This window comes from Pseudomonas sp. GL_090 (assembly GCF_057837765.1).
In genome coordinates this window covers 2,312,401-2,335,756 of the sequence record NZ_CM174452.1, presented here as the reverse complement: position 1 = coordinate 2,335,756, position 23,356 = coordinate 2,312,401, and the positions used below count along the sequence as shown (strand labels likewise).

Here is a 23,356-nt window from a genome sequence, read left to right as displayed (position 1 = left end):
GGGATTTCTCCTGGATTGGTAGGGAAATGTGAGGGTGCGATCCGTTACTGCGCCGTCGACCGGGCCAGCCAGTCGTCGAAGCGGATCGCCCCCAGGCGTGCGTTCTTGCCGGTGACCAGCGATTGATCGTTGAGCACGGCGCCGAAGTAGCGCGCATGCACGTCCGGCACGACCTTGCGGTTGTCCTGGGTCGCCCGCAGATAGCGTCTGGCCAGTTCGTCGATCGGCATGGTTTCCGGGCCGCCGACTTCAACGGTGCCATTGAGCGGAGCCGCCAGCACGACATCGGCCAACGCCGCCACCACGTCGTCGGACGCAACCGGCTGGATCAGCGCTGGCGAAGCATGGATTTCCTCGCCAACGGCGAACGACTGGACAATGCCGCCGGCAAACTCGGAGAACTGCGTGGCACGCACAATGGTGTAAGGCATGCCGGACGCCTTGATAAGGGCCTCCTGCGCGACCTTGGCCCGGAAATAGCCGGTATCGGGTAGCCGTTCGCTGCCGACAATCGACAAGGCAACATGATGACCAACCCCGGCAGCGGCTTCGGCGGCCAGCAGGTTACGGCTCGACGTTTCAAAGAAATCGAGAACGGCCTGGTCCTCCCACGATGGCGCGTTCGCCACGTCGACAACGACATCAGCGCCATCCATCGCTGCGGCCAGGCCTTCGCGGGTGATGCTGTTCACGCCCGAGCTGGGGCTGGCGGCGAGCGCGTCATGGCCGCGCTCGCGCAGGGTGTTCACAAGTTTCGATCCGATGAGGCCGGAGCCTCCGATGACGACGATCTTCATGACTTTTCTCCACTTGTCGACTGCAACCATTGCGTCGGTGTAGAGAGATTGCCTGCGCGCACCAGGCAAGTCCTTGTTCCGGGCTTGGGTTTGCCTTGGCGAACGCTTGGATTTATGTCCAACGCAGAGGCTGTTCGTCCAGCATTCCCTGGCGCGGACGGTGCAGCGGGTGTCGAGCTGCCGTATCATCTTCCCCCAGTTACCAACCGCCAGCCGCCTGGGACACGGAGTTGAGGGCGCTTCGCAGGGGATGCTCATCTTGTCATTCGCGTTTGAAGATTACGTACTCGATCAGGACCGCCGTGAGCTGACCTTGCGCGGGCAGGTCGTGGCCGTCGGCCCGCAGGTCTTCGACTTGTTGCTGCTGTTCGTCAACAATCCCGATCGCGTCGTCAGCAAGGACGAGTTGCTCAAGTCGGTGTGGGGCGACCGGATCGTTTCGGAGTCGACGATCACCAGCCACATCAATGCGGTGCGCAAGGCCATCGGTGATACCGGTGAGGAGCAGCGTCTTGTGCGCACCGTCGCCCGCAAGGGCTACCGCTTCGTTGGCCGGATCAACGGCGCCATGACCGGGGAAGCGCGACAGCCCGATAGCGATGAACGCCCGAGCGCTGCCCCGAAGCAAATCCCCTCCTCTACGCTGATCCTGCCGGACAAACCCTCGATCACCGTCCTGCCCTTCCAGAACCTGAGCGGCGATCCGGAGCAGGAATATTTCGCCGATGGCGTGGTGGAGGACATCATCGCCGCCCTGTCGCGTATCCGCTGGCTGTTCGTGATCTCGCGCAATTCGAGCTTCACCTACAAGGGCCAAACCGTGGACGCCCAGGGCGTCGGCCAGGCGTTGGGTGTGCGTTACGTACTCGAAGGCAGTGTGCGCAAGAGCGGCAACAGGCTGCGCATTACCGGGCAACTGATCGATGCGACGAGCGGGACGCACATCTGGGCGGAGCGCTTCGAAGGCCTGCTCGATGACATCTTCGAGCTGCAGGACCAAATCACCGAAAGCGTCGTCGGTGCTATCGCGCCGCAACTGGAACGGGCAGAAATCGAACGCGCCAAACGCAAGCCGACAGAAAGCCTGGACGCCTACGACTATTACCTTCGGGCCATGGCAAAACTGCACAGCGGCAGCCGGGAAGCCATCGAGCAGGCGCTGCCGATGTTCTACCAGGCCATCGAACTCGACCCGGAATTTGCTTCGGCCTATGGCATGGCCGCCTGGTGCCACTTCTGGCGCAAGCTCAATGGCTGGATGGACGATCGGCCCGCGGAAATCGCCGAGGGCATACGGCTGGCGCGCCTGGCGGTGACCCTCGGCCGCGATGATGCCGTCGCGTTGACCCGGGGCGGACATGCGCTGGCTCATCTGGCCGGTGAAGTCGACGCCGGCATTGCACTGCTCGACAGGGCGCGCCTGCTCAATCCCAACCTCGCCCCCGCGTGGTTCCTGGGTGGCATCCTGCGGGCGTTGCACGGTGAAACAGACGCCGCCATCGAGCATTTGAACCATGCCGTTCGCTTGAGTCCGCTGGATCCGGAAATGTTCAGGATGCAGGTCGGGATGGCGCTCTCACATTTCTTCGCCGGGCACTTCGATGCCGCTGCGCACTGGGCGGAAAAGGCACTGGGCAACCTGCCCAGTCTGCTTATCGCGGCGGCACTGGTGGCGGCCAGTCATGCGCTCGGCGGTCGAATGGATAAAGCGAACCTGGCGATGCAGCGTCTGCAAAAGCTCGATCCCTCCTTGCGCCTGGGTACCCTCAAGGATTGGCTGCCAATCCAGCGGCCTGAAGACTTCGCCCGCTTCGTCGATGGACTGCGACTGGCTGGCTTGCCGGAGTAAAGGCGGCCCACCTTACCCTGTGGGAGCGAGCCTGCTCGCGAAGGACTCAAGTGCGCCGCGTTTAGCCAGTAGTCACGCGTAATCGTTAGCGACCATCGCGAGCAGGCTCGCTCCTACAGGGGGGCAAAATTCACACATTGCAACAGTAGGCTAAGCTTTGATCAACTCGTTGCTCACGATGCTCGGTTCTGCAGGTTTTGGGTTTTTCTGGAGAGCGTCTGCAACAGCTATCCCAGACTGGCCCAAACCTTTCACGCAGGATTGCCGTGATGACCGAGCCCCTCCTCAGCTTTGATGCACTCAAGCGCGCCGCGGCTGCCGGCGAAATCGATACCGTACTGGTCTGCATGGTCGACATGCAGGGACGCCTGGTCGGCAAGCGCTTCCAGGTCGAGTTTTTCATCGACAGCGGTCATGAAGAAACCCACTGTTGCAACTACCTGCTGGCCGACGACATCGACATGGAGCCGGTGCCGGGTTACGCCGCGGCCAGCTGGAGCAAGGGTTATGGCGACTTCGTGCTCAAGCCAGACATGTCCACCCTGCGGCGCGTGCCCTGGCTTGAGTGCACGGCGCTGGTGCTGTGCGACGTGCTCGACCATCACCATCGCCAGGACCTGCCTCACAGCCCTCGGGCGATTCTGAAAAAGCAGGTCGAGCGTCTGCGCGAGCGTGGTTATACCGGCATGTTTGCCTCGGAACTGGAGTTCTATCTGTTCGATGAGAGCTACGAGGCGATCCACCAGCGCAACTATCACAAACCGAAAACCGCCGGTCATTACATCGAGGACTACAACATCCTCCAGACCACCCGCGAAGAGCCGGTGCTGCGGGCGATTCGCAAGCATTTGCAGGCATCGGGCATTCCCGTGGAAAACTCCAAGGGGGAATGGGGCCCGGGGCAGGAAGAGATCAATATCCGCTACGCCGACGCCATGACCATGGCCGACCACCACGTCATCATCAAGCACGCCTGCAAGGAGATCGCGCAGCTGCAGGGCAAGGCGATCACGTTCATGGCCAAGTGGCGCTACGACGCCGCCGGTTCCAGCAGCCATATCCATAACTCGCTGTGGGACAAGAACGCCAAAAAGCCGCTGTTCTTCGACGCGAAAGCCGAGTTCGGCATGTCGAAACTGATGCGGGCCTGGGTCGCCGGGCAGCTCAAGTACGCCAACGACATCACCTGTTTTCTCGCGCCTTATATCAACTCCTACAAGCGCTTCCAGGCTGGCACCTTTGCGCCCACGCGGGCGGTCTGGAGCCGCGACAATCGCACCGCCGGCTTTCGCCTGTGTGCCGAGGACAGCAAGTCCATCCGCATCGAATGCCGCATCGGCGGCGCCGATCTCAACCCTTATCTGGCTTTTGCCGCACTAATCGCGGCGGGTCTGGCGGGTATCGACGAGAAGCTCGATCTGGCGCCACCGTTCGAAGGCGACGCCTACCTCGATGAGCATCTGCCGGAAGTGTCCAAGACCCTGCGCGAGGCAAGCGCCGCCCTCAAGGCCTCCGGCATGTTGCGCGAGGCGTTCGGCGATGAGGTGGTCGAGCATTACGTGCATACCGCCGAGTGGGAGCAGAAAGAGTACGACCGGCGAATCACCGATTGGGAATTGCAGCGCGGTTTCGAGCGCTACTGAGAACATCATGACTGCGAAGGTGCAACTGATCTCCCCTGTCGATGGCCGGGTGTACGTCGAACGCGATCTTGCCGATGCGACGCAAGTCGAGCAAGCGCTGACGGCGGCTGCCAGCGCACAGGCGTCATGGCAACGCCGATCACTGAGCGAACGCGCGGCATTTTGCAGCGCTGCGGTGGACGCGATGCTGTCGATGCAGGTCGACATCGTGCCGGAGCTGGCCTGGCAGATGGGTCGCCCGGTGCGTTACGGTACCGGCGAACTGCGCGGTTTTGCCGAACGTGCCCGGCACATGATCGCCATCGCACCGCAGGCCCTGGCCGCTATAGAGCCGGAGCCCAAGGCGGGTTTCCAGCGCTATATCAAACGCGAGCCGCTGGGCACGGTGCTGGTGGTCGCTCCGTGGAATTACCCCTATCTGACGGCGGTGAACACGATCATCCCCGCGCTGATGGCCGGCAACAGTGTGATCCTCAAACATGCATCGCAAACCCTGCTGGTGGGCGAGCGTTTTGCCGAGGCCATGCGTCGCGCAAAGCTGCCCGAGGGGTTGTTCCAGAATCTGCTGCTCGACCATGTGTCGACCGGGGCGATCATTGCTGCCGGGCGCGTGCAGCAGGTGAACTTCACCGGTTCCGTGGAAGCTGGCAAAGTCATGGAAAGCGCCGCCAGCGGACAATTTCTCGGCATGGGCCTGGAGCTCGGCGGAAAGGACCCGGCCTATGTCCGGGCAGACGCCAACCTTGAACACGCGGTGGAAAATCTGGTGGACGGCAGTTTCTTCAATTCCGGGCAGAGTTGCTGCGCCGTGGAACGCATCTACGTCGATCAGAAAATCTACCCGGTGTTTGTCGAGCGCTTCGCCGAACTGACCCGCCAGTATGTGCTGGGCAACCCGTTGGACGAAGCCACCACCCTCGGTCCGTTGGTGACGCCGGGCGCCGCCTTCTTCGTTCGCGGCCAGATCGCCGAAGCGCAGGCCCAGGGCGCGACAGCGCTGATCGATCCGAAGTCCTTTCCCGCCGACGTGCCGGGCAGCGCCTACCTGGCACCGCAAGTGCTGGTGGACGTGACCCATCAAATGTCGGTCATGCGCGACGAAAGCTTTGGCCCGGTGGTCGGCATCATGCCGGTGGCCAGCGATGAAGAAGCCATCGCCTTGATGAACGACAGTGAGTTCGGGCTCAGCGCGTCCATCTGGACCCGGGACCTCGCCGCGGCCGAACGCCTGGGCAACGAGATCGCCACCGGCACGGTGTTCATGAACCGCTGCGATTACCTGGACCCGGCACTGGCCTGGACCGGCGTGAAGAACAGCGGGCGCGGCGTCACCCTGTCGTCACTGGGCTACGAACACCTGACCCGGGCCAAATCCTTTCATCTGCGTCACGAGGTGTAGACCATGAACCTGACAGGAAACTGGAACTACCCCACGAGCGTTCGTTTCGGTGTCGGGCGCATCGCCGAACTGGCCGAGGTCTGTCGCAGCCAGGGCATCCAGCGCCCCTTGCTGGTGACCGATAGCGGCCTGGCACGCGCGCCGATCACCACGGCGGCGCTGGACGCATTGCGCGCCGCCGGTCTTGGCGTGGCGCTGTTTTGTGACCTCAAGCCCAATCCGGTGGAAGCCAACCTGGCCGGAGGGCTCGATGCCTGGCGTGCCGGCCAGCACGACGGCGTGATCGCTTTCGGCGGTGGCAGTGGCCTGGACATGGGCAAGCTCATTGCCTTCATGAGCGGCCAGACCCGCCCGGTCTGGGACTTCGAAGACATCGGCGACTACTGGACCCGCGCGGACGACAGCCGCATCGCCCCGGTCATTGCCGTGCCGACCACGGCGGGCACCGGTTCCGAAGTCGGTCGCGCGGCGGTGATCATCGACGAGCGCACCCACACCAAACGCATCATCTTCCACCCGAAAATGATGCCCCGCGTGGTGATCAGCGATCCGGCCCTTACTGTCGGCATGCCGGCGAAAATCACCGCCGGCACTGGCATGGATGCGTTATCCCATTGCCTGGAAGCGTACTGCGCCCCCGGCTTTCATCCCTTGGCCGATGGCATTGCCGTGGAAGGCATGCGCCTGGTGGCCAACTCACTGGTGAAGGCGGTACACACTCCGTCGGACCTTGAGGCCCGCGCGCAAATGCTCGCAGCGGCGGCCATGGGCGCCACGGCATTCCAGAAAGGCCTGGGCGGGATGCATGCGCTGTCCCATCCGGTGGGTGCGCTGTACGACACCCATCACGGCATGACCAATGCCACCTTCATGCCCTATGTGCTGCTGTTCAATCGCTCGGCCATCGAGGAACGCATCACCCGCCTGGCCGCGTACCTGCGCCTGCCCTCCCCGGGGTTCGACAGCTTCCTGGCCTTCGTCCTCAAGCTGCGCAAGGACATCGGCGTGCCCCACACCCTGGTTGAACTGGGCGTGGATGACCGGCAGGCCGACCTGATCGCGGACATGGCGATTGTCGACCCCTCCGCTGGCGGCAACCCACTGCCGTTGACCCGGGACGGCGTGGCAAAGATTTTCGACGCGGCGTTTCACGGCCGTCTGTAGGAGCGAGCTCGCTCGCGATGGACGTTAACGATGACGCGGGGAGCCTGATACCCCGCGTCATCCTCAAGTCTATCGCGAGCAGGCTCGCTCCTACAGAAAACCAAGGTCGAGCCTACGGCGGCTCAGTTCGGCCTGTCCAAAACCTGAAGGGGCACACATCATGAACCCAGCAAGCCAGCCGGGCACCGAAGCGCAAGACAATGACGTCAAGGTGCTGCACAGCATGGGCTATGCCCAGCAACTCTCACGACGAATGGGGGTTTTCTCAAACTTCGCCATTTCCTTTTCGATCATCTGCATCCTCTCGGGTGGCATCAACTCACTGGCCCAGGGCACCTCCGGCGCGGGTGGCATCTCCATCGGCATCGGCTGGCCGATCGGTTGCCTGATCTCCGGGGTATTCGCCATGGCCATGGCACAGATTTCCTCGGCCTACCCCACCGCCGGCGGCCTGTACCACTGGGGCTCGATTCTCGGTAACCGCTTCACCGGCTGGCTGACTGCGTGGTTCAACCTGCTGGGGCTGGTCACCGTGCTGGGCGCAATCAATGTCGGCACCTATTACTTCTTTTTCGGGGCCTTCGGACCGGCACTGGGCATGGAGGACACGACCACGGTCCGGGTGATTTTCCTGGCGATCCTCACCGGCCTGCAGGCCTTGTGCAACCACCTGGGCATCGGCCTGACGGCCAAACTCACTGACTTCTCCGGCTACCTGATCTTCGCCACGGCGCTGGCCCTGACCATCGTCTGCCTGATGTCGGCACCCAGCTATGAATTCGCGCGGCTGTGGACCTTCGGCAACTATTCCGGCGAGGCGGGCGGCAGCGTCTGGCCGCAGGTCTCCAACGGCTGGGTTTTCATGCTCGGCCTGCTGTTGCCGATCTACACCATCACCGGCTATGACGCCTCCGCGCATACCTCCGAGGAAACCCGCAACGCGGCCATGTCGGTGCCGCGCGGCATGGTCATGTCGGTGGTCTGGTCGTTGCTGTTCGGCTGGCTGATGCTCAGCGCGTTCGTGCTGATGCTGCCGAACATGGACGAGGCGGCCAAGCAAGGCTGGAACGTGTTTTTCTGGGCCATGAACACCCAGGTCAACCCGACACTGAAACTGGTGCTTTTCGTGGCGATCTTCATTTCGCAGGTGCTCTGCGGGCTGGCCACCGTTACCTCGGTTTCACGGATGATCTTCGCGTTCTCCCGGGACGGTGGCCTGCCCTGCTCAAAAGCGCTGTCCTCGGTCTCATCGACCCATCGCAGCCCGGTCGCGGCCATCTGGACCGGTGCCACTCTCGCGGTGTTGTTCGACTGGGGATCGTCGGTGATCTCGGTCGGGGCAACGCCGGTCTATACGATCGTGGTGTCCTGCACGGTGATCTTCCTGTTCTTCTCCTTCGCCATTCCCATCGCGCTCGGCCTGTTTACCTTCGGGACGTCGAAGTGGTCGACCATGGGGCCGTGGAACATGGGGCGTTTCTGGTACTCGGTGTTCGCCATTCTCTCGATCCTGTCGATGATCATCATTTTCGTCATCGGCATCCAGCCACCGAACGATTGGGCGCTGTACATCACCATCGGCTTTCTGGTGCTGACGGCCATCGTCTGGTTCGGATTTGAAGCGCGGCGCTTCCAGGGGCCGCCGGTGGGCGACATGATCGTCAAGCGCCAGGCGGAAATTGCCGCGGCGGAGGCGGCGCTGGACAAGCCTGCGGGGAGCTGATTACAGCTGTGCACGTTCGTCTGGTCCGGAAATCGGCCTATTTCGGTTTCAGGACCAGACAATCACTTCTTTCAAGACGGGAACATAGCGGCGAAATTTCCGCACCTAAAACAGGACAGATCCTACATACGAGCTATTGCATAAGCGCCTTAAATGCCCGTTTCAGTGTTTCCCCAGGAGCAAGGACATAACAAATCCTGGGGGGCGAACACGGGTTGCTTATGTCGCAGGAAGCTTGTTAATGGAACTGACAAAAATATTCTCGCCACAAAACCGCCGCCTGATCAGCTTCATCTCCCCGTTCAAAGACCATCAGGAACTTCTGCTTGAGGAGTTTTACGGTTCCGAAGGTCTGTCGACCTTGTTCAGTTTCGAGTTGTCACTGATCAGTCAGGACGCCCGGCTGGAGCTCAAGTCTCTGATGGGGCAACCGGCGTCGCTCGAGATTGAACTGGCGTGCGGCGAGGCGCGCTACATTCACGGTTACATCAGTCGCTTCAGCCTGCAGAACAGTGACGGTGGCCTGGCTTACTATTCGGCCACCTTGAGCCCCTGGCTGTGGATGCTGTCGCGCCGCTTCGACTCGCGGATCTTTCAAGAGCAAACCGTCGAAGACATCCTGCGCACGGTGTTCGCCCACTATGGCGTGCTGCCCGGGTTCGAGTTCCGTCTGGAGCAGCCGCTCAGGTCCCACAGCTACATCACGCAATACCGCGAGAGCGATCTGGATTTCGTCTTGCGCCTGCTGGAACGTGAGGGTCTGTTTTTCTACTTCGATCATTCGAAGGAAGAACACCGCCTGATCATCACCGATCACTCCCGCCACCTTGAGCCGCTGGCCCGGCAACCACGGATCCGCTACCACAGCGCTTCGGTCACCGAGACCGCCGACTCGATCACCCAATGGAGCAGCCACCGGGAGTTGCAATCCGGCAAGATGGCCATCCAGACGTTCGACTACCGCCAGCCGCGCAACCCGCTGCCGGTGAGCATGCCCAGCCTCAACGCCCAAGGTGAGGTCCCCGCCTACGAAATCTACGACTTTCCCGGTCACTACAGCCACGGGATACCCGCCGATGGCGAAGCACTGGTGCGTCATCGACTCGAAGCCCTGGAGGTACAGGCCAAGACATTTCAGGGCGCCAGCAACTGTCGCGCCATGCTGCCCGGTTACACCTTCGAACTGACCGAGCACTTCGATCACGACCGTGATCCCGTGGATGATCGCCAGTTCCTCCTGCTCAAGGTGGAGCACCGAGGCCGCAACAACTACCTGACGGATCAACCGGCGAGCTACGACAACACCTTCGTCTGCATCCGCCACAAGATTGCGTATCGCCCACCGATCATGACGCCCCGGCCGACGATTTCCGGGCCGCTCACCGCCATTGTGGTGGGCCCGAAAGGCGAGGAGGTGTTTACCGACGAGATGGCCCGCGTGCAAGTGCGCTTTCATTGGCAGCGGGAGCAGGATGCGGCGCAAGGCACGACCTGGCTGAGGGTCGCCATGCCCAGTGGCGGCACCGGCTTCGGCCATCAGTTTTTGCCGCGCATCGGTCAGGAAGTGCTGGTCACGTTCCTCGGTGGCGACATCGACCGCCCCCTGGTGACGTCGGTGCTCTACAACGCCGACCATGTTCCGCCGCACTTCAGCAACGCCACGGGGTTGCCGGGCAATCGCACCTTATCCGGGATCCAGACCCGCGAACATCAGGGCAGGGGCTTCAACGAACTGCTCTTCGACGATACCCCCGGCGCGCTGCGCGCCCGACTGGCCACGACCCATCAGGCCACGGCGCTGAATCTGGGCAAACTCGTCACCCCGCGAACCGATGGACAGGCCCAGGCGCGCGGCCAGGGCGCCGAATTGCGCAGCGATGCCGCGATTGCCCTGCGGGCGGCCCAAGGGATGTTGTTGACCACCTACGCTCGCCGCGATGCGCAGGGCTCACAGCTGGACCGCGAAGAACTGCTCACGCTCTTGGCCGAGTGCGGCGAGCTGTTCCAGTCCCTCGGCCAGACCGCCGCTGCCCGTGGCAGTCGGCAGGTCGACACCCAGGGCATCGAGGCGTTACGCCAGTCGTTGAGTCAATGGCCGGCGCCCGAGAGCAACAGTCCGGGCGAGCCGGTGGTCGCAGTGGCGGCTGAAGCCGGCATTGCCAGCGCCACACCGCGTTCGCAGGTGCATTACGCCGGTGAAAACCACGACACCACCGCCCAGGACCACCTGCAGTTGACCAGCGGCGCGGCCATGCGTCTGCACGCCGGCAAAGGGATCAGCGCCTTCGCCCAGGACGAGGGCATCAGCGCCATCGCCAATCGCGGCCAGGTGCGGGTGCAAGCCCAGGACGACGACATGGTGCTCAACGCACAAAAGAACCTGCACCTGTCGGCGGCCGAAGGCGAGGTGCTCGTCACCGCCCCGACCATCCGCCTGGTGGCCGATGACGGCAGCTACATCAGGATCGGCGGCGGGGTCGAGATCGGGACGCAGGGCAAGGCCATTGTGCATGCCGGCGAGCATGACTGGGTGGGGCCGAAGACCGACAGTGCCGCCATTCCTGTTTTCGGACGGGACGGCGCTGACCAACGGCATCGACTGCACTATGAAGGTGATCCAACCGCAATTGCTCAAGGCCAAGCTTACAAAGTCGCATTGGAAGACGGCAGCCTGGTGCAAGGCATCACGGGTACTGATGGCCTCACCGAGTTGCTTCAGCGAACAGATATGCAATTCGCCGGTCTCGAGGTATTTCGCAGTGAATCGCCCCAGACCGCGAACCCCGGATCGAGCAGCAAAGGGACGGACGCCAATAGCGACGAAAACTGAGGACTTTGAAGTCTCTCGATAAAAGGATAGTGCTCCTCTATGGCTTGGCGGGAAGAGCAAGATTTCAGAAGGATGTGGAACACATGAACTACATGGACAACACTGTGATCGCGACAAGCAGGAGTCGTTTGCTGCCGAATCGATCCACGGATCGCAACGTCGCTGTGCCGCGAGACCTGCCCGGCGTGGTGATTTTCCTGCACGGCGTGAATGATCCCGGGGCGTCCTATGAGTCGGTGGAAACCGGGTTGTGCCAGGGGGTTAACGAGCGGCTGGATCGGCCGGATTTGAAGGCGGGGCGGTATGGGGCTGATTACAGTGCGGCTGAAGCGTTACCACCTGAGTTGCGGGAGGATGAGCACAAGGCTGCGCTCGATGATCCGGACACTTACCTCTACCAGCGCGATACAAACGCCCCCAAGACCCGCAGCCTGATGATTCCGTTTTATTGGGGCTACCGGGCCGAACCCGGCGAAATCAAACGCGACAAAAATGGCGACCCGGCCCGGCTACGCAATCAATTCCAGGACCGGTTCGACAACCGTCTGGACCGACATTTCGCCAAGGGTGGCGGATTTTTTGCTAACGCCACCAACAATCTGCTGGAGATGTACGAAGAGGGTTTCGCCAAATGGTTGCGCCATTGGGTTCAACCCACCATGCCCAATTCCCTGTACATGGGCAAGGCGCCGAACCGGCGTTACTTCGTGCTCGCGGCGACCCGGCTGGCCATGCTGGTCAGCGAGATTCGCCGCGTGTCCCCCGATGAAACCATCACCATCATGGGGCACAGCCAGGGCACGCTGATCACCTTGCTCGCCCAGGCCATGCTGGTGGATCGCGGTGAACGCTGCGCCGACTGCGCCATCATGGTGGCCTCGCCCTATTCGGTACTGCCTGACGCGACGCCGAAAAATTTGCGAACCCTGCAAACCCTGATCGACATCGTGCAACACACCACCCAATCCCCCCATGCGCAACCACCCCTCAGTGCCCTGCGCTGTGGCCTGCCGGGTTATGGCGGTCGCACGGGGCCGCGCTGGTCACCCGAACAAGGCCAGCGCTTGGGGGCCGACGGGAAAACCCTGGTGTTTCCCGAACGCGACAACCGCGGCAAGGTGTACCTGTATTTCTGCCCGGACGACACCACCGTGGCACTGGATGATGTGCAAGGCATCGGCACCTACGGCGTGCCGGACGAGCTGCCCCAAGGCGAGCCGGCCATGACCGCGTTGCAATCCATGCGTTTCTACCAGCGCCTGTGGACCAAGCGCTTGCGCAACGGCGAACCGGTCCTCGTGGGCAAAGCCCCGCAACCGGACTTCACGCGCGCCGAGGGGGAGCCGCGCTATCCCGGTGGCTGGTCAGTGGCCGCGATAGCCTCGCAAGCCGGGATCAGTGAAGGCCAGACGCGCAACATCAATGCCGAACAACTGCACCCACCCCATGCGCCGCAGATGTTTGGCGGCGAAGCCGTGACCGGGTCTACCCATGAGGCAGGAAAGGATCGACCGGATGCGGTGTCGCAGAACGCTGCATTGGGCAACCCCGGTGCCTCGTTCAAATGGATTTATGTGACCAACATTGACCAGCGACTCGACCTGGACGAAGGGCTTATTCGCTGGAATCACGGCAAAGAGCCGGACGACCAGACCCGGGCCCTGCGCCAGACGCCAGTGTCCGGCAACCCGATGCTCAATCGTAAGGACCACTACCGCATCTACCGCGAGGAAACCCCTAACGAAATCCGTGCGCGCATGCAGGTTGACCAGAAGGAATGGACTGACAACAGCTATCACTCGGCAGTATTGCGCAGCCCGGAGAACCATCGCTGGGTCACGGCGATGGATGTTGCGATTGGGCAGGCCAGGTGCCTGGATGACCCAGTGATGCGGGAAGTGTTGGTGGCGATTGCGGATTGGAGAATCGATAAAGAGCGCTTTAAAGAAGTCAGCAGTTTTCTGGGTTGGTCTCGACTTAGTGCAAAGGCGCGGGCGTTGGTACAGGCCAGCTATCAGTATTACGACAAGGGTAAGTTTCCCTCAACTGAGCTGGTTTCGCTGACACCGCCTGCACTAATTATCAGCTCGAAGGGAAAAGGTGCATGAGGGATCGCCAGCAGGACAAATCAATGCGGCCAAAGCTGAAGGGCTATCTCTGGGCTGCGGGGATACTGATAGCTATTTGGCTTGGTTTTTTACTCGTCATTATCTACACAGCACAGGCTGAAAACAGGGAGCTCAGGGACATGGGAGCCATTATGCGTTGGGGAGTGGCGAGTATTTTTGGCGCGCTAGTGTTGGCCTATAGCGGGCACTGGTTTGGTAAGGTCGTAGCCTATGAAGAGGCAGAACTCGCGACCTACAAATCAAAAGTCATGGCCGAAAGAGCTGAGCACATCGCTACCCAGGAGCGCACCTATGCGTTGGAAATACGGGGAGTAGGGCTCGCTGTGCAAGGCTGGTATCAATCATCGGTGTGGCAAAAAATCGAGAAAAAAGCAGACAACTTTGCTTCGATTTTTTCGAAGGACTCTAAGGATTACAAGGCCTCATTAACATCCAGAGGGAACTCCAGTCGTCTTGGCACCCGGGCCGCGTTCCAATATTCGGCCAGCGACTCAGTGGCCTACTGGCCAATCCCGGTGTTTGCGTTGGGGCCACCAAATCCATATGAAAAAGGCTACGAAGCTGCTGATCTGATCAACTCTGGTCGCAATGCTGCGACTCTGGGTGTTACGCAGTTCCTCTGGCAGGACAGCGAAAACACTACCCACGCACAAGCAATAATCGAACGACTCTTTGTTTTTTTTGACGACAACCCACAGGTCCCGCAGGCACTGATCGTTAGCAAAGATGGCGATGTGTCCCGAAATTTGTACCGAAAGCAAGGTACACCCGGCTTGCAAAGCGTCCAGGCCGTTCCAACTGTTTTCGGAAGCACGACAGGTCTGCTGGTCACCCGTTCTGATCGAGTAGACCGTTACATCCGCCCCTTTGCCACCCAGGACTCAGAGGACAACCAGAACAAAAATACCGACATGGGCAAATTGTGGGCGTACTACTGGAATCGTGATGCTGCATTCATCGATTGGTATGAAAATGCTGAGCGGGCAAGAGGTGTGGAAGAACCAAATGCCCCCAGCACCATGTCCTCCACCTACTGGCAATCCCAACTCCCCACCCTCTGGCAAACCCTGAGCAACCGAGGCCCCGGCCATTTCGAACCCTCTGCATGGCTACCGGTGCGCTGGGCCGAGCATCAAGTCAAAGAGTTCGATAAAGCCCCGGTCCTGGGCTACCTGCACCGCCCGATCAAAGTCTCGATGCACGACGACAACGGCAAACCGCTCAAGCCTGCGTTAGAGGCCAAGGCGCTGCAAGCAGGCTGGCTACAGGCACTGCAAACCCTGCCCGAGGGTGAAAAACCGGCACGGGTGTTTTACGACAGCACCGACAACACTGCTGGCGAAGTCGCCCTGACCCTCGCGCTGCACAGCCTGAACAACGATGGATCCGGCTTGGCGTTGGGCAATGTCGACGAGGGTTACGACATCGGTCGGCGCCTGGGCAACACCGGCGTCAGTAGCGCCCTGGTCAAAATCAACCTCGCCACGATTGCCAGCTATCAAGAGGGTGGTGTCAGCGCGGTGGTGTACACCGGCGAAGACGGCAGCGTCACCGTACAAATGGTCCGCCCGCCGGACGAAGCCCGCAAAACGAAAAACCAGCAAACCCACGGCGCCGACCCGTTCAGGTTTCGCATGCCGGGAAATAAACCATGAGCCATCCCATTTGCCTGGGCGATGCCACCAGCAGTGGCGGCACCGTCGTCTCCTGCCAGCTCGAAGGCACACACACCCTCAATGGAAAAACACCGGCGGTGCTGGGCGACAAGGCTACATGCCCACTTCATCTGGGCAAGTTTGCCTTCGTCGAAGGGCATCCGCGCCGGCGTATGAACGGCATTCCCGTCGTATTGCAGGGCCATCTCCTGGCCTGCGGTTGTCATGCCGTGGCGGGCACAGCTCGGAATGTGCAGGTGGTCTAGACGAAATACCGGGCTATCTCTTTGTTGCGGGGCAGCTCCCCGCGTCAAATCCCGGCTTCATCAATCGGTTTTTTTTGCGGACCGATGATCTATTCTGTGCCTCCCCGATTTCACCCCGGAGACACCTGTGCCCGCCCTCACCGCCCGCGAGGTTTACCAGCCGTTGCGCGATGCCGCCCAAGGCATTTGCACCTTCCAGCGAGTCGACGACGCTGGCGAGTCTGGCGAGGTACGGGTCGAGATCGACGGCTGGCAATTGACACTGGAGGTCGACGCCGGCCACTTGCGCCACTGCCTGCACGGCCAAAGCCCCGATGGCCGTGAATATGTGTTCGACAACGGGCAGCGCTTCGGCACCGACCCGGTGAGTCTGCTCAGCACCTGGGAGCTGGCGCAGATTGAACGGCTGCTAACCTGAATCCTTCGCAACCTGTCGTTCCCTGGCCGCACTTGTGATACACAAGCCGGAGTGTTTTTACGTCCAAGGAGGTTCTGCCCATGCACCGTTCCCCATGCTTGCCGCACTGGCTGGCCTGCGCCCTGCTCGGCTTGTTCGCTGGCGGCGCCCAGGCCGGCACGACGCCCCCGGCGCCCGATGCCTTGCAACCCTTGCTGGCAACGATGAATGAGCGGTTGAACATCAGCGAGCTGGTGGCGCTGACCAAGTGGGACAGCGGTAAACCGGTCCAGGACAACGCCCGGGAAGCGCAAGTCATCGCCAACGCCAGGAAGCAGGCAGCCCAGCACCAGCTTGACCCCGACGATGTCGCCGACCTGATCGCCGCCCAGATCGAAGCCAGCAAATTGGTGCAATACGGCCGAATCGCACAATGGCAAGCGGCGCACAAGGCGCCGGACACGCCACGGCCGGACCTCGTTAACGACATCCGGCCCAAGCTCGACACTCTGCAAAACCAGCTGCTCACGCAGTACTCCGCGTTCCTGCCCTACCGCAATGACCCGAACTGCCCGCAATGGCTGGCCACCGAACGCTCCGCGCTGATCAAGGATTACCTGCATGGCCAGGCGATGATTCGTGCGACCGGGGAGTTGTGCGTTGTGGGGCGATAACCTCTAATGAGCCACACTGAAACCCTCGCCAAAATCCTGCTCGGCCCGTTGTTGCTGGCGCAGGGTCTGTACACGCGGCGCGTGACGCCGAAGTTGCCGGAGGCCGAAGGTGAACGCCACGGCGAATCCGGCAGCGGCGAGGTTCTACGCTTGTTGATTGTCGGCGACAGCGCCGCTGCGGGTGTGGGCGCATTGACTCAGGATGAAGCCCTCTGCGGTCGACTGGTCGCGCGCCTGGCCGATGATTACCAGGTTTCGTGGAAACTCTGGGCGCGCTCGGGTCTGGATTCCCAAGGGTTGCTGGAGCTGCTCGAGCAGCACGACCCCGAGCCGTTCGATGTGGCGCTGTTGTCGATCGGCGTCAACGATGTCACCAGCTCACTCACCCTGGATCAGTGGCTCGCTCGGCAACGGCGCTTGATGGCGCTGCTGTGTGACAAGTTCGCGGTGAGGCAGATCGTGGTGTCGCCGCTTCCGCCGATGCATCTGTTCCCCGCGCTGCCGCAGCCCTTGCGCTGGTTCCTGGGTTTCAGGGCGCGGCGTTTCAATGCACATTTGGCGGATCTGGCCGCATGCCTGGATCAATGTACGATGCTGACTACCCCGCTGGCGCCCGAGCCGGGCCTGATGGCCAGCGATGGTTTTCATCCGGGGCCGATGCTCTACCGCCAGTGGGCCGACGATGCCGCCAGGGTCATCGACCAACGCTTTCGCACCACCACAATAAAAAACAGGAGTTGAAGATGTCCGAGCTGAACCTGAACCACAACGTCGCAGCGTCCCTGAAGCAGTGGCACGCGATGATCGGCAGCCGCGACTTGAGCGCCTTGCCCGAACTGCTCGATCCGCAGGCGGTGTTCCGTTCGCCGATGGCGCACACGCCGTATCCGGGGGCGCCGGTGGTGTCGATGATCCTCAACACGGTCATGAACGTGTTCGAGGACTTTGCCTATCACCGCGAGCTGGCGACGGCGGATGGTTTGAACGTGATTCTCGAATTCAGCGCCAGGGTCGGCGGGAAAGAGCTGAAGGGCATCGACATGATCCGCTTCAACGAACAGGGCAGGATTGTCGAGTTTGAAGTGATGGTGCGACCGCTCAGTGGCTTGCAGGCGTTGGGTGAGGAAATGGGGCGGCGCCTCGGGGCTTATCTGAAGGCCACGAAAGCCTGACGTCATGCCCCTTTGTAGGAGCGAGCCTGCTCGCGATGGTCGTTAACGAATACGCGGGGAATCTGGATAATCGCGGCGCTCTTTAGTCCATCGCGAGCGAGCTCGCTCCTACAGGTACAGGGACAGGTTCTACGTACACATGTAGCCATCACACCATCGGCTGATGACGGGTCACGCAGTGAATCCCTCCACCACCGGCAGAGATCGCGTCGATGTCGAGCTGCACCACTTCGCGGTCCGGGTAGAGTTCGGACAGCAGGTCGAAGGCTTTGGCATCCGCTTTCCTGTCACCGAATTGCGGGGCGATGATTGCGCCGTTGATCACGAAGTAGTTGATGTAGCCGGCGGCGAAGTCCTGATTGTCTTTGCTGAACCGGCTTTGGCGCTGCTGACCCACCGTGACAGCGAAAACATCGCGATGGTGCGAGCTTTCACCGAGTGGCTGGTGGACAACCTGGCGGCCGAGCAGCAGACCACAGCGTGATCATTGCGCCGGGAAGGTTTGCAGGAAGGCCAGCAGGTCTTCGATTTTTTCCGGATCACTGAGGCCCCAGAAAATCATGCGGGTGCCGGGCACGACTTTCTTCGGTGCTTCGAGGTAAGCGATCAGGGTTTCGCGGTTCCAGACCAGGTTGGCGGATTTCATCGCATCGGAATACACGTAGTCCGTGGTCACGGCAGATTGGCGACCGATCACGCCATTGAGTTGCGGGCCGAAAAAGGCGCGAGCCGATTCGCCGATCTGGTGGCAGCCGCTGCAGAGGCGCTTGTACACTTTCTCCCCGGCCTGGACATCGCCGGCCGCAAAGGCAGGCGCGCTGAACAGGCCTGCGGTGAACGCCAGGCTGAGGGTCAGGGTGGCGATTTTCTTCATGTTACGTTTCCAGTTTTACATTGCCGGCTATTGGAACATGACAGCCGAAGATATCCCAAGAGCTCAGGTGAGCACGGTTCACTGCGGGCTTGCTCGCGAAAGCGATCTGTCAGACACCTTCGATGTCGACTGACACTCCCTCATCGCGAGCAAGCTCGCTCCCACAGGGGTTCTGTGTACTGGCTTACTTTTTGGATTGGGTTCGGGATGTATTGAGCTCTATGGCCGCCTGAATCAACGCCGCCAGCGCCACTTCATCGATCAGCTCACCCTCGCGGATATCGATGGCACGCCGGGTATTGCCTTCAAGGCTTGCATTGAACAGCTTCGACGGATCGTCCAGTGAAGCACCCTTGGCGAAGGTCAGTTTCACCACTTGCTTGTAGGTCTCACCGGTGCAAATGATGCCGGCATGGGCCCACACCGGCACACCCCGCCACTTCCACTCTTCAATCACTTCGGGGTCGGCCTGGCGGATGATCTTGCGGACGTGGGCCAGGGTTTCGCCGCGCCAGTCGGCCAGTTCCCGGATTCGCTCGTCGATCAGCGCCGAGGCTTCGTTTGTTTCAACCTTGTCCGTTTTCATCACCGTCTGCACCCTCATCATGATGGTTGTGACCGATGAGGGTAGACGGTGTTCGAAGATTTTTTTGAGCGCTGCTGACTGATGGCACCCCAAGGCTCAACATTGCTTACCTGTCATCGTATCGTCATGAAGCTGACGCCATACTCAGGCCATCCAATGCGTGCTTTATCTTTCTGCTGCCAGTCCCGGCAGCTTTTTTTTGCCTGAAACTGCGCTTACAAACACTCCTGCGCCGCACGTTCGAACGTCGATGGCACGAACGCCGAGGCCAGCAGCTTGCGCTCGTACAGGAACACCTTGCCGCCGCTCGAGGCTTTATAGGTTTCCAGCACATTGTCTGCCGCCACTTTGCTCGGGACGACGATCCGGTAGCTGCGCTGGGTCTGCGACACCGTTGGGTAGAGCGCATCGTGCTGCAACTTCGGCACCACGCAATGGGTGTACTCCTCGGGTGACTTGCTGGTCTGCAAGGTCAGCGTCGGATCGTTCGGCGTGGCACAACCAGCCAGCAGCAGTGAGACGAAGGCCAGGGTCGGGGCAAAAACAGTGCGCATGAATCAGGTCCTGAAAAGAAATCAACGGTGGATCGGCTTGCCCGCCGCTCAATGGGCGTCGGGCTGATTAATTTGTTGCTGCGGTCAATCCGGCGGTTACCAGCGCCTTCAACGACGCATCGAACTGTTTCAGCGCGGTCAGTTGCAGGTCGCGTTGCTGTTCGATTTGCGCGGCGATCTCGGACGCGGCCTTGTCATGCACCCACACCGACGGCAGTTGTTTCTCCACCGCGCCTTCGGCCTTGCCGATGTACTGCAGGTTGGCGTCGTAGAACCGTGCGGCGAAACGCGCCTCGACCCGGTCGTTGCGCTGGGTCAGCAACTGGTTATGAGTATCGAGCATCACCACCACATCGGGATGGGCCTGCACCAGGGCATCGAGGTTGTCGTAGACGGTCACCGATAGAAAGGTGTGGTGCAGCGAACCCATCAGCCATTCGATGGCCAGGTCCGGATCGGAGCTGTCGACGAACGCCTGGCGAATCCGCGCATCCAGTGCGTTCTTCGCACCGTTGACGGCCACCGAGTGGTATTGCTCAAGGTATTGCAGGTTTTCCACGGTGTTTTCGCTGTACAACACCCCGACCGTCTGCCCGTATTGCAGCCCACCCTGGCTAGCGGTGATGGGCGACAGATGGCAGGTGCGTGCGTCTTCGGCAAAGGCCGATGCGGTGGATGCAACACTGCCCAGCAACAGGGCAATCACAGCCAGTCGGGTCAAGATCTTCATCGCGCAGGTTCCTTGAGCAGCGTGTTCAATGCAGGCAATTTTCCGCCTTTGCGCAAAAAACAGAACTTGCGATTCTTGATGGTGACTATTGACTGAACCAATAGTGCAGCGGCGCCAGCGCATGCCTCTGGCGCAAACTTACCGGTCAATGTCGAATAAGCGGCTGTGCCGGGCGCCCACGGTTGATTACAGTGGCGACTGCCCTCAAAACCTGATCAAGGAACGAAACAATGGTGACCTGCTACCTGAAATACGTGCTCGATCCCTACCAGCTCGACGCATTCGAGCACTACGGCAAGTTGTGGATTCCCCTGGTGGAAAAATTCGGCGGCCAGCACCACGGCTACTTTTTGCCCTCGGAGGGCGCCAACAATATCGCCCTGGCGCTGTTCACCTTCCCCAGTCTGGCCACGTACGAGCATTACCGGCAGCAATCGATGAACGATCCTGAGTGCATCGCCGCGTTCAAGTACGCCGAAGACAGGAAATTCATCCTCAGCTACGAGCGTTCATTCATGCGGCCGGTGTTTGGCGAACAGGATCGCTGACTCAGTCTTTTTTCAGATCCAGGCAGTAGGTGTAGTAACCGGGGTCGCGCACCCAGCCCAGGGATTCATACAGGTGCTGGGCGGTGAGGTTGTCGGTGGCGGTTTCCAGGGTCATGCCTTTGCCGCCGGCCAGCTTCGCAAAATCCCGGGCGGTGTTCATCAGCAGTGTGCCGACGCCTTTGCCCCGGGCGGCGGGCGTGGTGAACAGATCACCGAGCAGCCAGGTGCGATGGGCGTCGATCGAGGAAAAGGTCGGGAACAGCTGGACGAAGCCGAGGTTTTCACCAACGGTGTCCTGGGCAAGAAATATCACCGATTCATCCCGGGCGATGCGCTCGGCGATGAAGGCGCGCGATTGCGAAAGGTTTGACGGCTGCTGGTAGAACATCCGGTAGGCGTCAAACAAAGGGGCGATCTGGTCGATGTGCGAGGCGTCGGCGCGCAGGGCCTGAATAGCCATGAGGGTGCTCCATTGCGGTCTCAAGGAATTACAGACTAGCAATGGCCACGGAATAGCGACGCACTATTTTCCCGAAAGCACCGAGATCCCTGTGGGAGCGAGCCTGCTCGCGAAGGCGGTTTCACATTCAACATAGGTATTGACGGGAAGATCGCATTCGCGAGCAGGCTCGCTCCCACATTAGATTCAGATTTCCACATTGGATTGCGGGTTGCGGTCAGACGCGGACGTTACGACCTGGCAGCGAAGTACGCTGGCTGCTTTCCCAGCCCTCGACCAACCCCACCGGCACGTCCGCTGACGGCAGCATCTTCACCCCACGCACCAGATCGGAGGCCCGCTCGGCAAGCATGATGGTCGGCGCATTGAGGTTGCCGTTCGGCTCGGTCGGGAACACCGACGAATCGATCACCCGCAGACCGGCGATGCCACGCACGCGCAATTCGGAGTCGACCACCGCCATGTCGTCCTCGCCCATGCGGCACGAACCACACGGATGGTAGGTGCTTTCCAGGTTGTCGCGCACGAAGGCGTCGAGGTCTTCATCACTGGTCACCTGGGCGCCCGGGGCGATTTCGCCGTCGCGGAAGCGGTCCATGGCTTTCTGGCCGATGATCTCGCGGGTCAGGCGAATGCAGCGGCGGAAGCCTTCGCGGTCCTCTTCCCGCTCCAGATAGTTGAAGCGGATTTCCGGATGCTCGTACGGGTCGGCCGAGCGCACGCGCACATAACCACGGCTTTTCGGTTTGTTCGGCCCGGTCAGCACCATGAAGCCATGGCCCTTGATCGGCTTGTTGCCGTCGTATCGCATCGCCGCCGGCAGAAAGTGGAACTGAATGTCCGGCCAGCGCAGGCCCTTCTCGGAGCGGATGAAACCACCGGCTTCGAAGTGGTTGGTGGCGCCCAGGCCATCCTTGAACAGCAGCCAGCGCAGACCGATCATCAGTTTGCTCAGCGGGTCCATCTTGCTGTTGAGGGTCACTGGCTCCTTGCAGCCGAACTGGATGTACACCTCGGCGTGATCCTGCAGGTTCTCCCCTACTCCCGGCAGGTCATGACGTACGCCGATCCCGGCCTTGCGCAGGACGTCCGCCGGACCGATGCCCGAGCGTTGCAGCAGGTGCGGCGAGCCGATTGGCCCCGACGAGATCAGCACTTCGCGGTTGCAGTACACCTGGTGGGTCTGGCCACCGTGGTCATACATGACCCCCACCGCACGCTTGCCTTCGAGAATGATCTGGCGGGTCATTGCATGGGTGACCACCGTCAGGTTCGGACGGCCCATGGCCGGGCGCAGGTAGGCGTTGGCCGTGGAACAACGCACGCCGTTTTTCACGGTCATGTGCATGGCACCGAAACCTTCCTGCATGTAGCCGTTGCAGTCTTCGGTCTTGATGTAGCCCGCTTCGGCACCGGCTTCGACCCAGGCACCGTACAGCGGGTTTTTCATGTGGTTGCCGTTGGTGGTGTGCAGCGGCCCGGTCTGCCCGCGATAGCTGTCGCCGCCCGACTCGTAGCTCTCGGCGCGCTTGAAGTACGGCAGGCAGTTGCGATAGCCCCAGCCTTCGGCACCCAGGGATTCCCACTCGTCAAAGTCCAGCGCGTGGCCACGGATGTACACCAGGCCGTTGATCGACGACGAGCCGCCCAGCACCTTGCCCCGTGGGCAGTGGATGCGTCGGCCGTTGAGGTGGGTCTCCGGCTCGGTCTCGTAGCGCCAGTTGTACTTCTTGGTGTTCATCGGGATCGAGAATGCGCTCGGCATCTGGATCACTACGCTCTTGTCACTGCCGCCGAATTCCAGGACCAGCACCGAGGTGGCCGGGTCTTCGCTCAGGCGGTTGGCCAACACACAACCCGCCGAGCCTGCGCCAATGATGATGTAGTCGTATTTTTGCGTAACCAT

The 23,356-nt window shown here is 61.1% G+C and carries 21 protein-coding genes and 1 pseudogene; 14 read left to right on the top strand and 8 right to left on the bottom strand.

The annotated features are described in order from the left end of the window. Window positions 1-44: 44 nt before the first annotated feature. On the bottom strand, window positions 45-797 hold the full coding sequence (locus tag AC3ITA_RS10395; protein WP_095943781.1) for an SDR family oxidoreductase: 753 nt from the start codon (window positions 795-797) through the stop codon (window positions 45-47). Between the two features lie 259 nt (window positions 798-1,056). Here AC3ITA_RS10395 and AC3ITA_RS10390 point away from each other — a divergent pair, with 259 nt between their 5' ends. The 13 genes from AC3ITA_RS10390 to AC3ITA_RS10330 all read left to right on the top strand — a co-directional run bounded on the left by AC3ITA_RS10390 (window position 1,057) and on the right by AC3ITA_RS10330 (window position 17,698). After that, entirely contained in the window at window positions 1,057-2,646 is a 1,590-nt protein-coding gene (locus tag AC3ITA_RS10390) for a winged helix-turn-helix domain-containing tetratricopeptide repeat protein (protein WP_489280189.1), read from the top strand. Between the two features lie 269 nt (window positions 2,647-2,915). Continuing rightward, window positions 2,916-4,289 carry a glutamine synthetase family protein gene (locus AC3ITA_RS10385; RefSeq protein WP_489280188.1) on the top strand — a complete coding sequence of 458 codons (1,374 nt, stop codon included), beginning with the start codon at window positions 2,916-2,918 and terminating at the stop codon, window positions 4,287-4,289. 7 nt (window positions 4,290-4,296) lie between these two features. After that, window positions 4,297-5,688, top strand: coding sequence for an aldehyde dehydrogenase family protein (locus tag AC3ITA_RS10380; RefSeq protein WP_489280187.1), 1,392 nt, complete (start codon window positions 4,297-4,299; stop codon window positions 5,686-5,688). A 3-nt stretch (window positions 5,689-5,691) separates the two neighbouring features. Beyond that, the gene (locus tag AC3ITA_RS10375) at window positions 5,692-6,852 is read left to right on the top strand and encodes an iron-containing alcohol dehydrogenase (RefSeq protein ID WP_489280186.1); all 1,161 of its coding nucleotides are present in this window, start codon (window positions 5,692-5,694) and stop codon (window positions 6,850-6,852) included. A gap of 160 nt (window positions 6,853-7,012) precedes the next feature. Continuing rightward, on the top strand, window positions 7,013-8,575 hold the full coding sequence (locus AC3ITA_RS10370) for an amino acid permease (protein ID WP_489280184.1): 1,563 nt from the start codon (window positions 7,013-7,015) through the stop codon (window positions 8,573-8,575). A gap of 241 nt (window positions 8,576-8,816) precedes the next feature. Further along, a complete protein-coding gene (locus tag AC3ITA_RS10365) occupies window positions 8,817-11,405 on the top strand; it encodes a type VI secretion system Vgr family protein (RefSeq protein ID WP_489280182.1) in 2,589 nt (862 codons plus the stop codon). A gap of 83 nt (window positions 11,406-11,488) precedes the next feature. Then, entirely contained in the window at window positions 11,489-13,513 is a 2,025-nt protein-coding gene (locus AC3ITA_RS10360) for a T6SS effector phospholipase Tle3 domain-containing protein (RefSeq protein WP_095943776.1), read from the top strand. Next, complete coding sequence (locus AC3ITA_RS10355; RefSeq protein ID WP_095943775.1) at window positions 13,510-15,189, top strand: type VI lipase adapter Tla3 domain-containing protein; 1,680 nt, start codon at window positions 13,510-13,512, stop codon at window positions 15,187-15,189. Before AC3ITA_RS10360 ends, AC3ITA_RS10355 begins: the two co-directional genes overlap by 4 nt. Continuing rightward, window positions 15,186-15,455, top strand: coding sequence for a PAAR domain-containing protein (locus AC3ITA_RS10350; protein WP_095943774.1), 270 nt, complete (start codon window positions 15,186-15,188; stop codon window positions 15,453-15,455). The genes AC3ITA_RS10355 and AC3ITA_RS10350 overlap by 4 nt, the downstream gene beginning before the upstream one ends. A gap of 127 nt (window positions 15,456-15,582) precedes the next feature. Then, a complete protein-coding gene (locus tag AC3ITA_RS10345; protein ID WP_489280179.1) occupies window positions 15,583-15,873 on the top strand; it encodes a DUF7693 family protein in 291 nt (96 codons plus the stop codon). Between the two features lie 80 nt (window positions 15,874-15,953). Beyond that, complete coding sequence (locus AC3ITA_RS10340; protein ID WP_095943772.1) at window positions 15,954-16,526, top strand: chorismate mutase; 573 nt, start codon at window positions 15,954-15,956, stop codon at window positions 16,524-16,526. A gap of 6 nt (window positions 16,527-16,532) precedes the next feature. Beyond that, window positions 16,533-17,267 carry an SGNH/GDSL hydrolase family protein gene (locus AC3ITA_RS10335; protein ID WP_414928107.1) on the top strand — a complete coding sequence of 245 codons (735 nt, stop codon included), beginning with the start codon at window positions 16,533-16,535 and terminating at the stop codon, window positions 17,265-17,267. Window positions 17,268-17,269: 2 nt separating this feature from the next. Next, window positions 17,270-17,698: a nuclear transport factor 2 family protein gene (locus AC3ITA_RS10330; protein ID WP_489280177.1), complete on the top strand. Its 429-nt coding sequence runs from the start codon at window positions 17,270-17,272 to the stop codon at window positions 17,696-17,698. A gap of 148 nt (window positions 17,699-17,846) precedes the next feature. On the opposite strand, the pseudogene AC3ITA_RS10325 reads toward AC3ITA_RS10330, so the two are convergent. The 5 genes and pseudogenes from AC3ITA_RS10325 to AC3ITA_RS10305 all read right to left on the bottom strand — a co-directional run. Then, window positions 17,847-18,083: pseudogene (locus AC3ITA_RS10325) on the bottom strand (agmatine deiminase family protein); the annotation flags it as partial. Window positions 18,084-18,182: 99 nt separating this feature from the next. Then, complete coding sequence (locus AC3ITA_RS10320; RefSeq protein ID WP_095943769.1) at window positions 18,183-18,572, bottom strand: c-type cytochrome; 390 nt, start codon at window positions 18,570-18,572, stop codon at window positions 18,183-18,185. Between the two features lie 184 nt (window positions 18,573-18,756). Further along, entirely contained in the window at window positions 18,757-19,158 is a 402-nt protein-coding gene (locus AC3ITA_RS10315; protein ID WP_095943768.1) for a DUF1801 domain-containing protein, read from the bottom strand. A 215-nt stretch (window positions 19,159-19,373) separates the two neighbouring features. Further along, on the bottom strand, window positions 19,374-19,712 hold the full coding sequence (locus AC3ITA_RS10310) for a hypothetical protein (RefSeq protein ID WP_095943767.1): 339 nt from the start codon (window positions 19,710-19,712) through the stop codon (window positions 19,374-19,376). A gap of 67 nt (window positions 19,713-19,779) precedes the next feature. Continuing rightward, window positions 19,780-20,442 carry an ATPase gene (locus tag AC3ITA_RS10305; RefSeq protein ID WP_095943766.1) on the bottom strand — a complete coding sequence of 221 codons (663 nt, stop codon included), beginning with the start codon at window positions 20,440-20,442 and terminating at the stop codon, window positions 19,780-19,782. A 230-nt stretch (window positions 20,443-20,672) separates the two neighbouring features. Between AC3ITA_RS10305 and AC3ITA_RS10300 the strand changes: the two genes are divergently transcribed. Continuing rightward, window positions 20,673-20,990 carry an NIPSNAP family protein gene (locus AC3ITA_RS10300; protein ID WP_150671671.1) on the top strand — a complete coding sequence of 106 codons (318 nt, stop codon included), beginning with the start codon at window positions 20,673-20,675 and terminating at the stop codon, window positions 20,988-20,990. A gap of 1 nt (window position 20,991) precedes the next feature. Here the strand turns inward: AC3ITA_RS10300 and AC3ITA_RS10295 are convergent, their stop codons facing one another. Then, window positions 20,992-21,450 carry a GNAT family N-acetyltransferase gene (locus tag AC3ITA_RS10295; RefSeq protein ID WP_414928105.1) on the bottom strand — a complete coding sequence of 153 codons (459 nt, stop codon included), beginning with the start codon at window positions 21,448-21,450 and terminating at the stop codon, window positions 20,992-20,994. Window positions 21,451-21,667: 217 nt separating this feature from the next. Further along, window positions 21,668-23,356 (bottom strand): choline dehydrogenase, encoded by a 1,689-nt coding sequence (gene betA, locus AC3ITA_RS10290; protein ID WP_095943763.1) that lies wholly within the window; start codon window positions 23,354-23,356, stop codon window positions 21,668-21,670.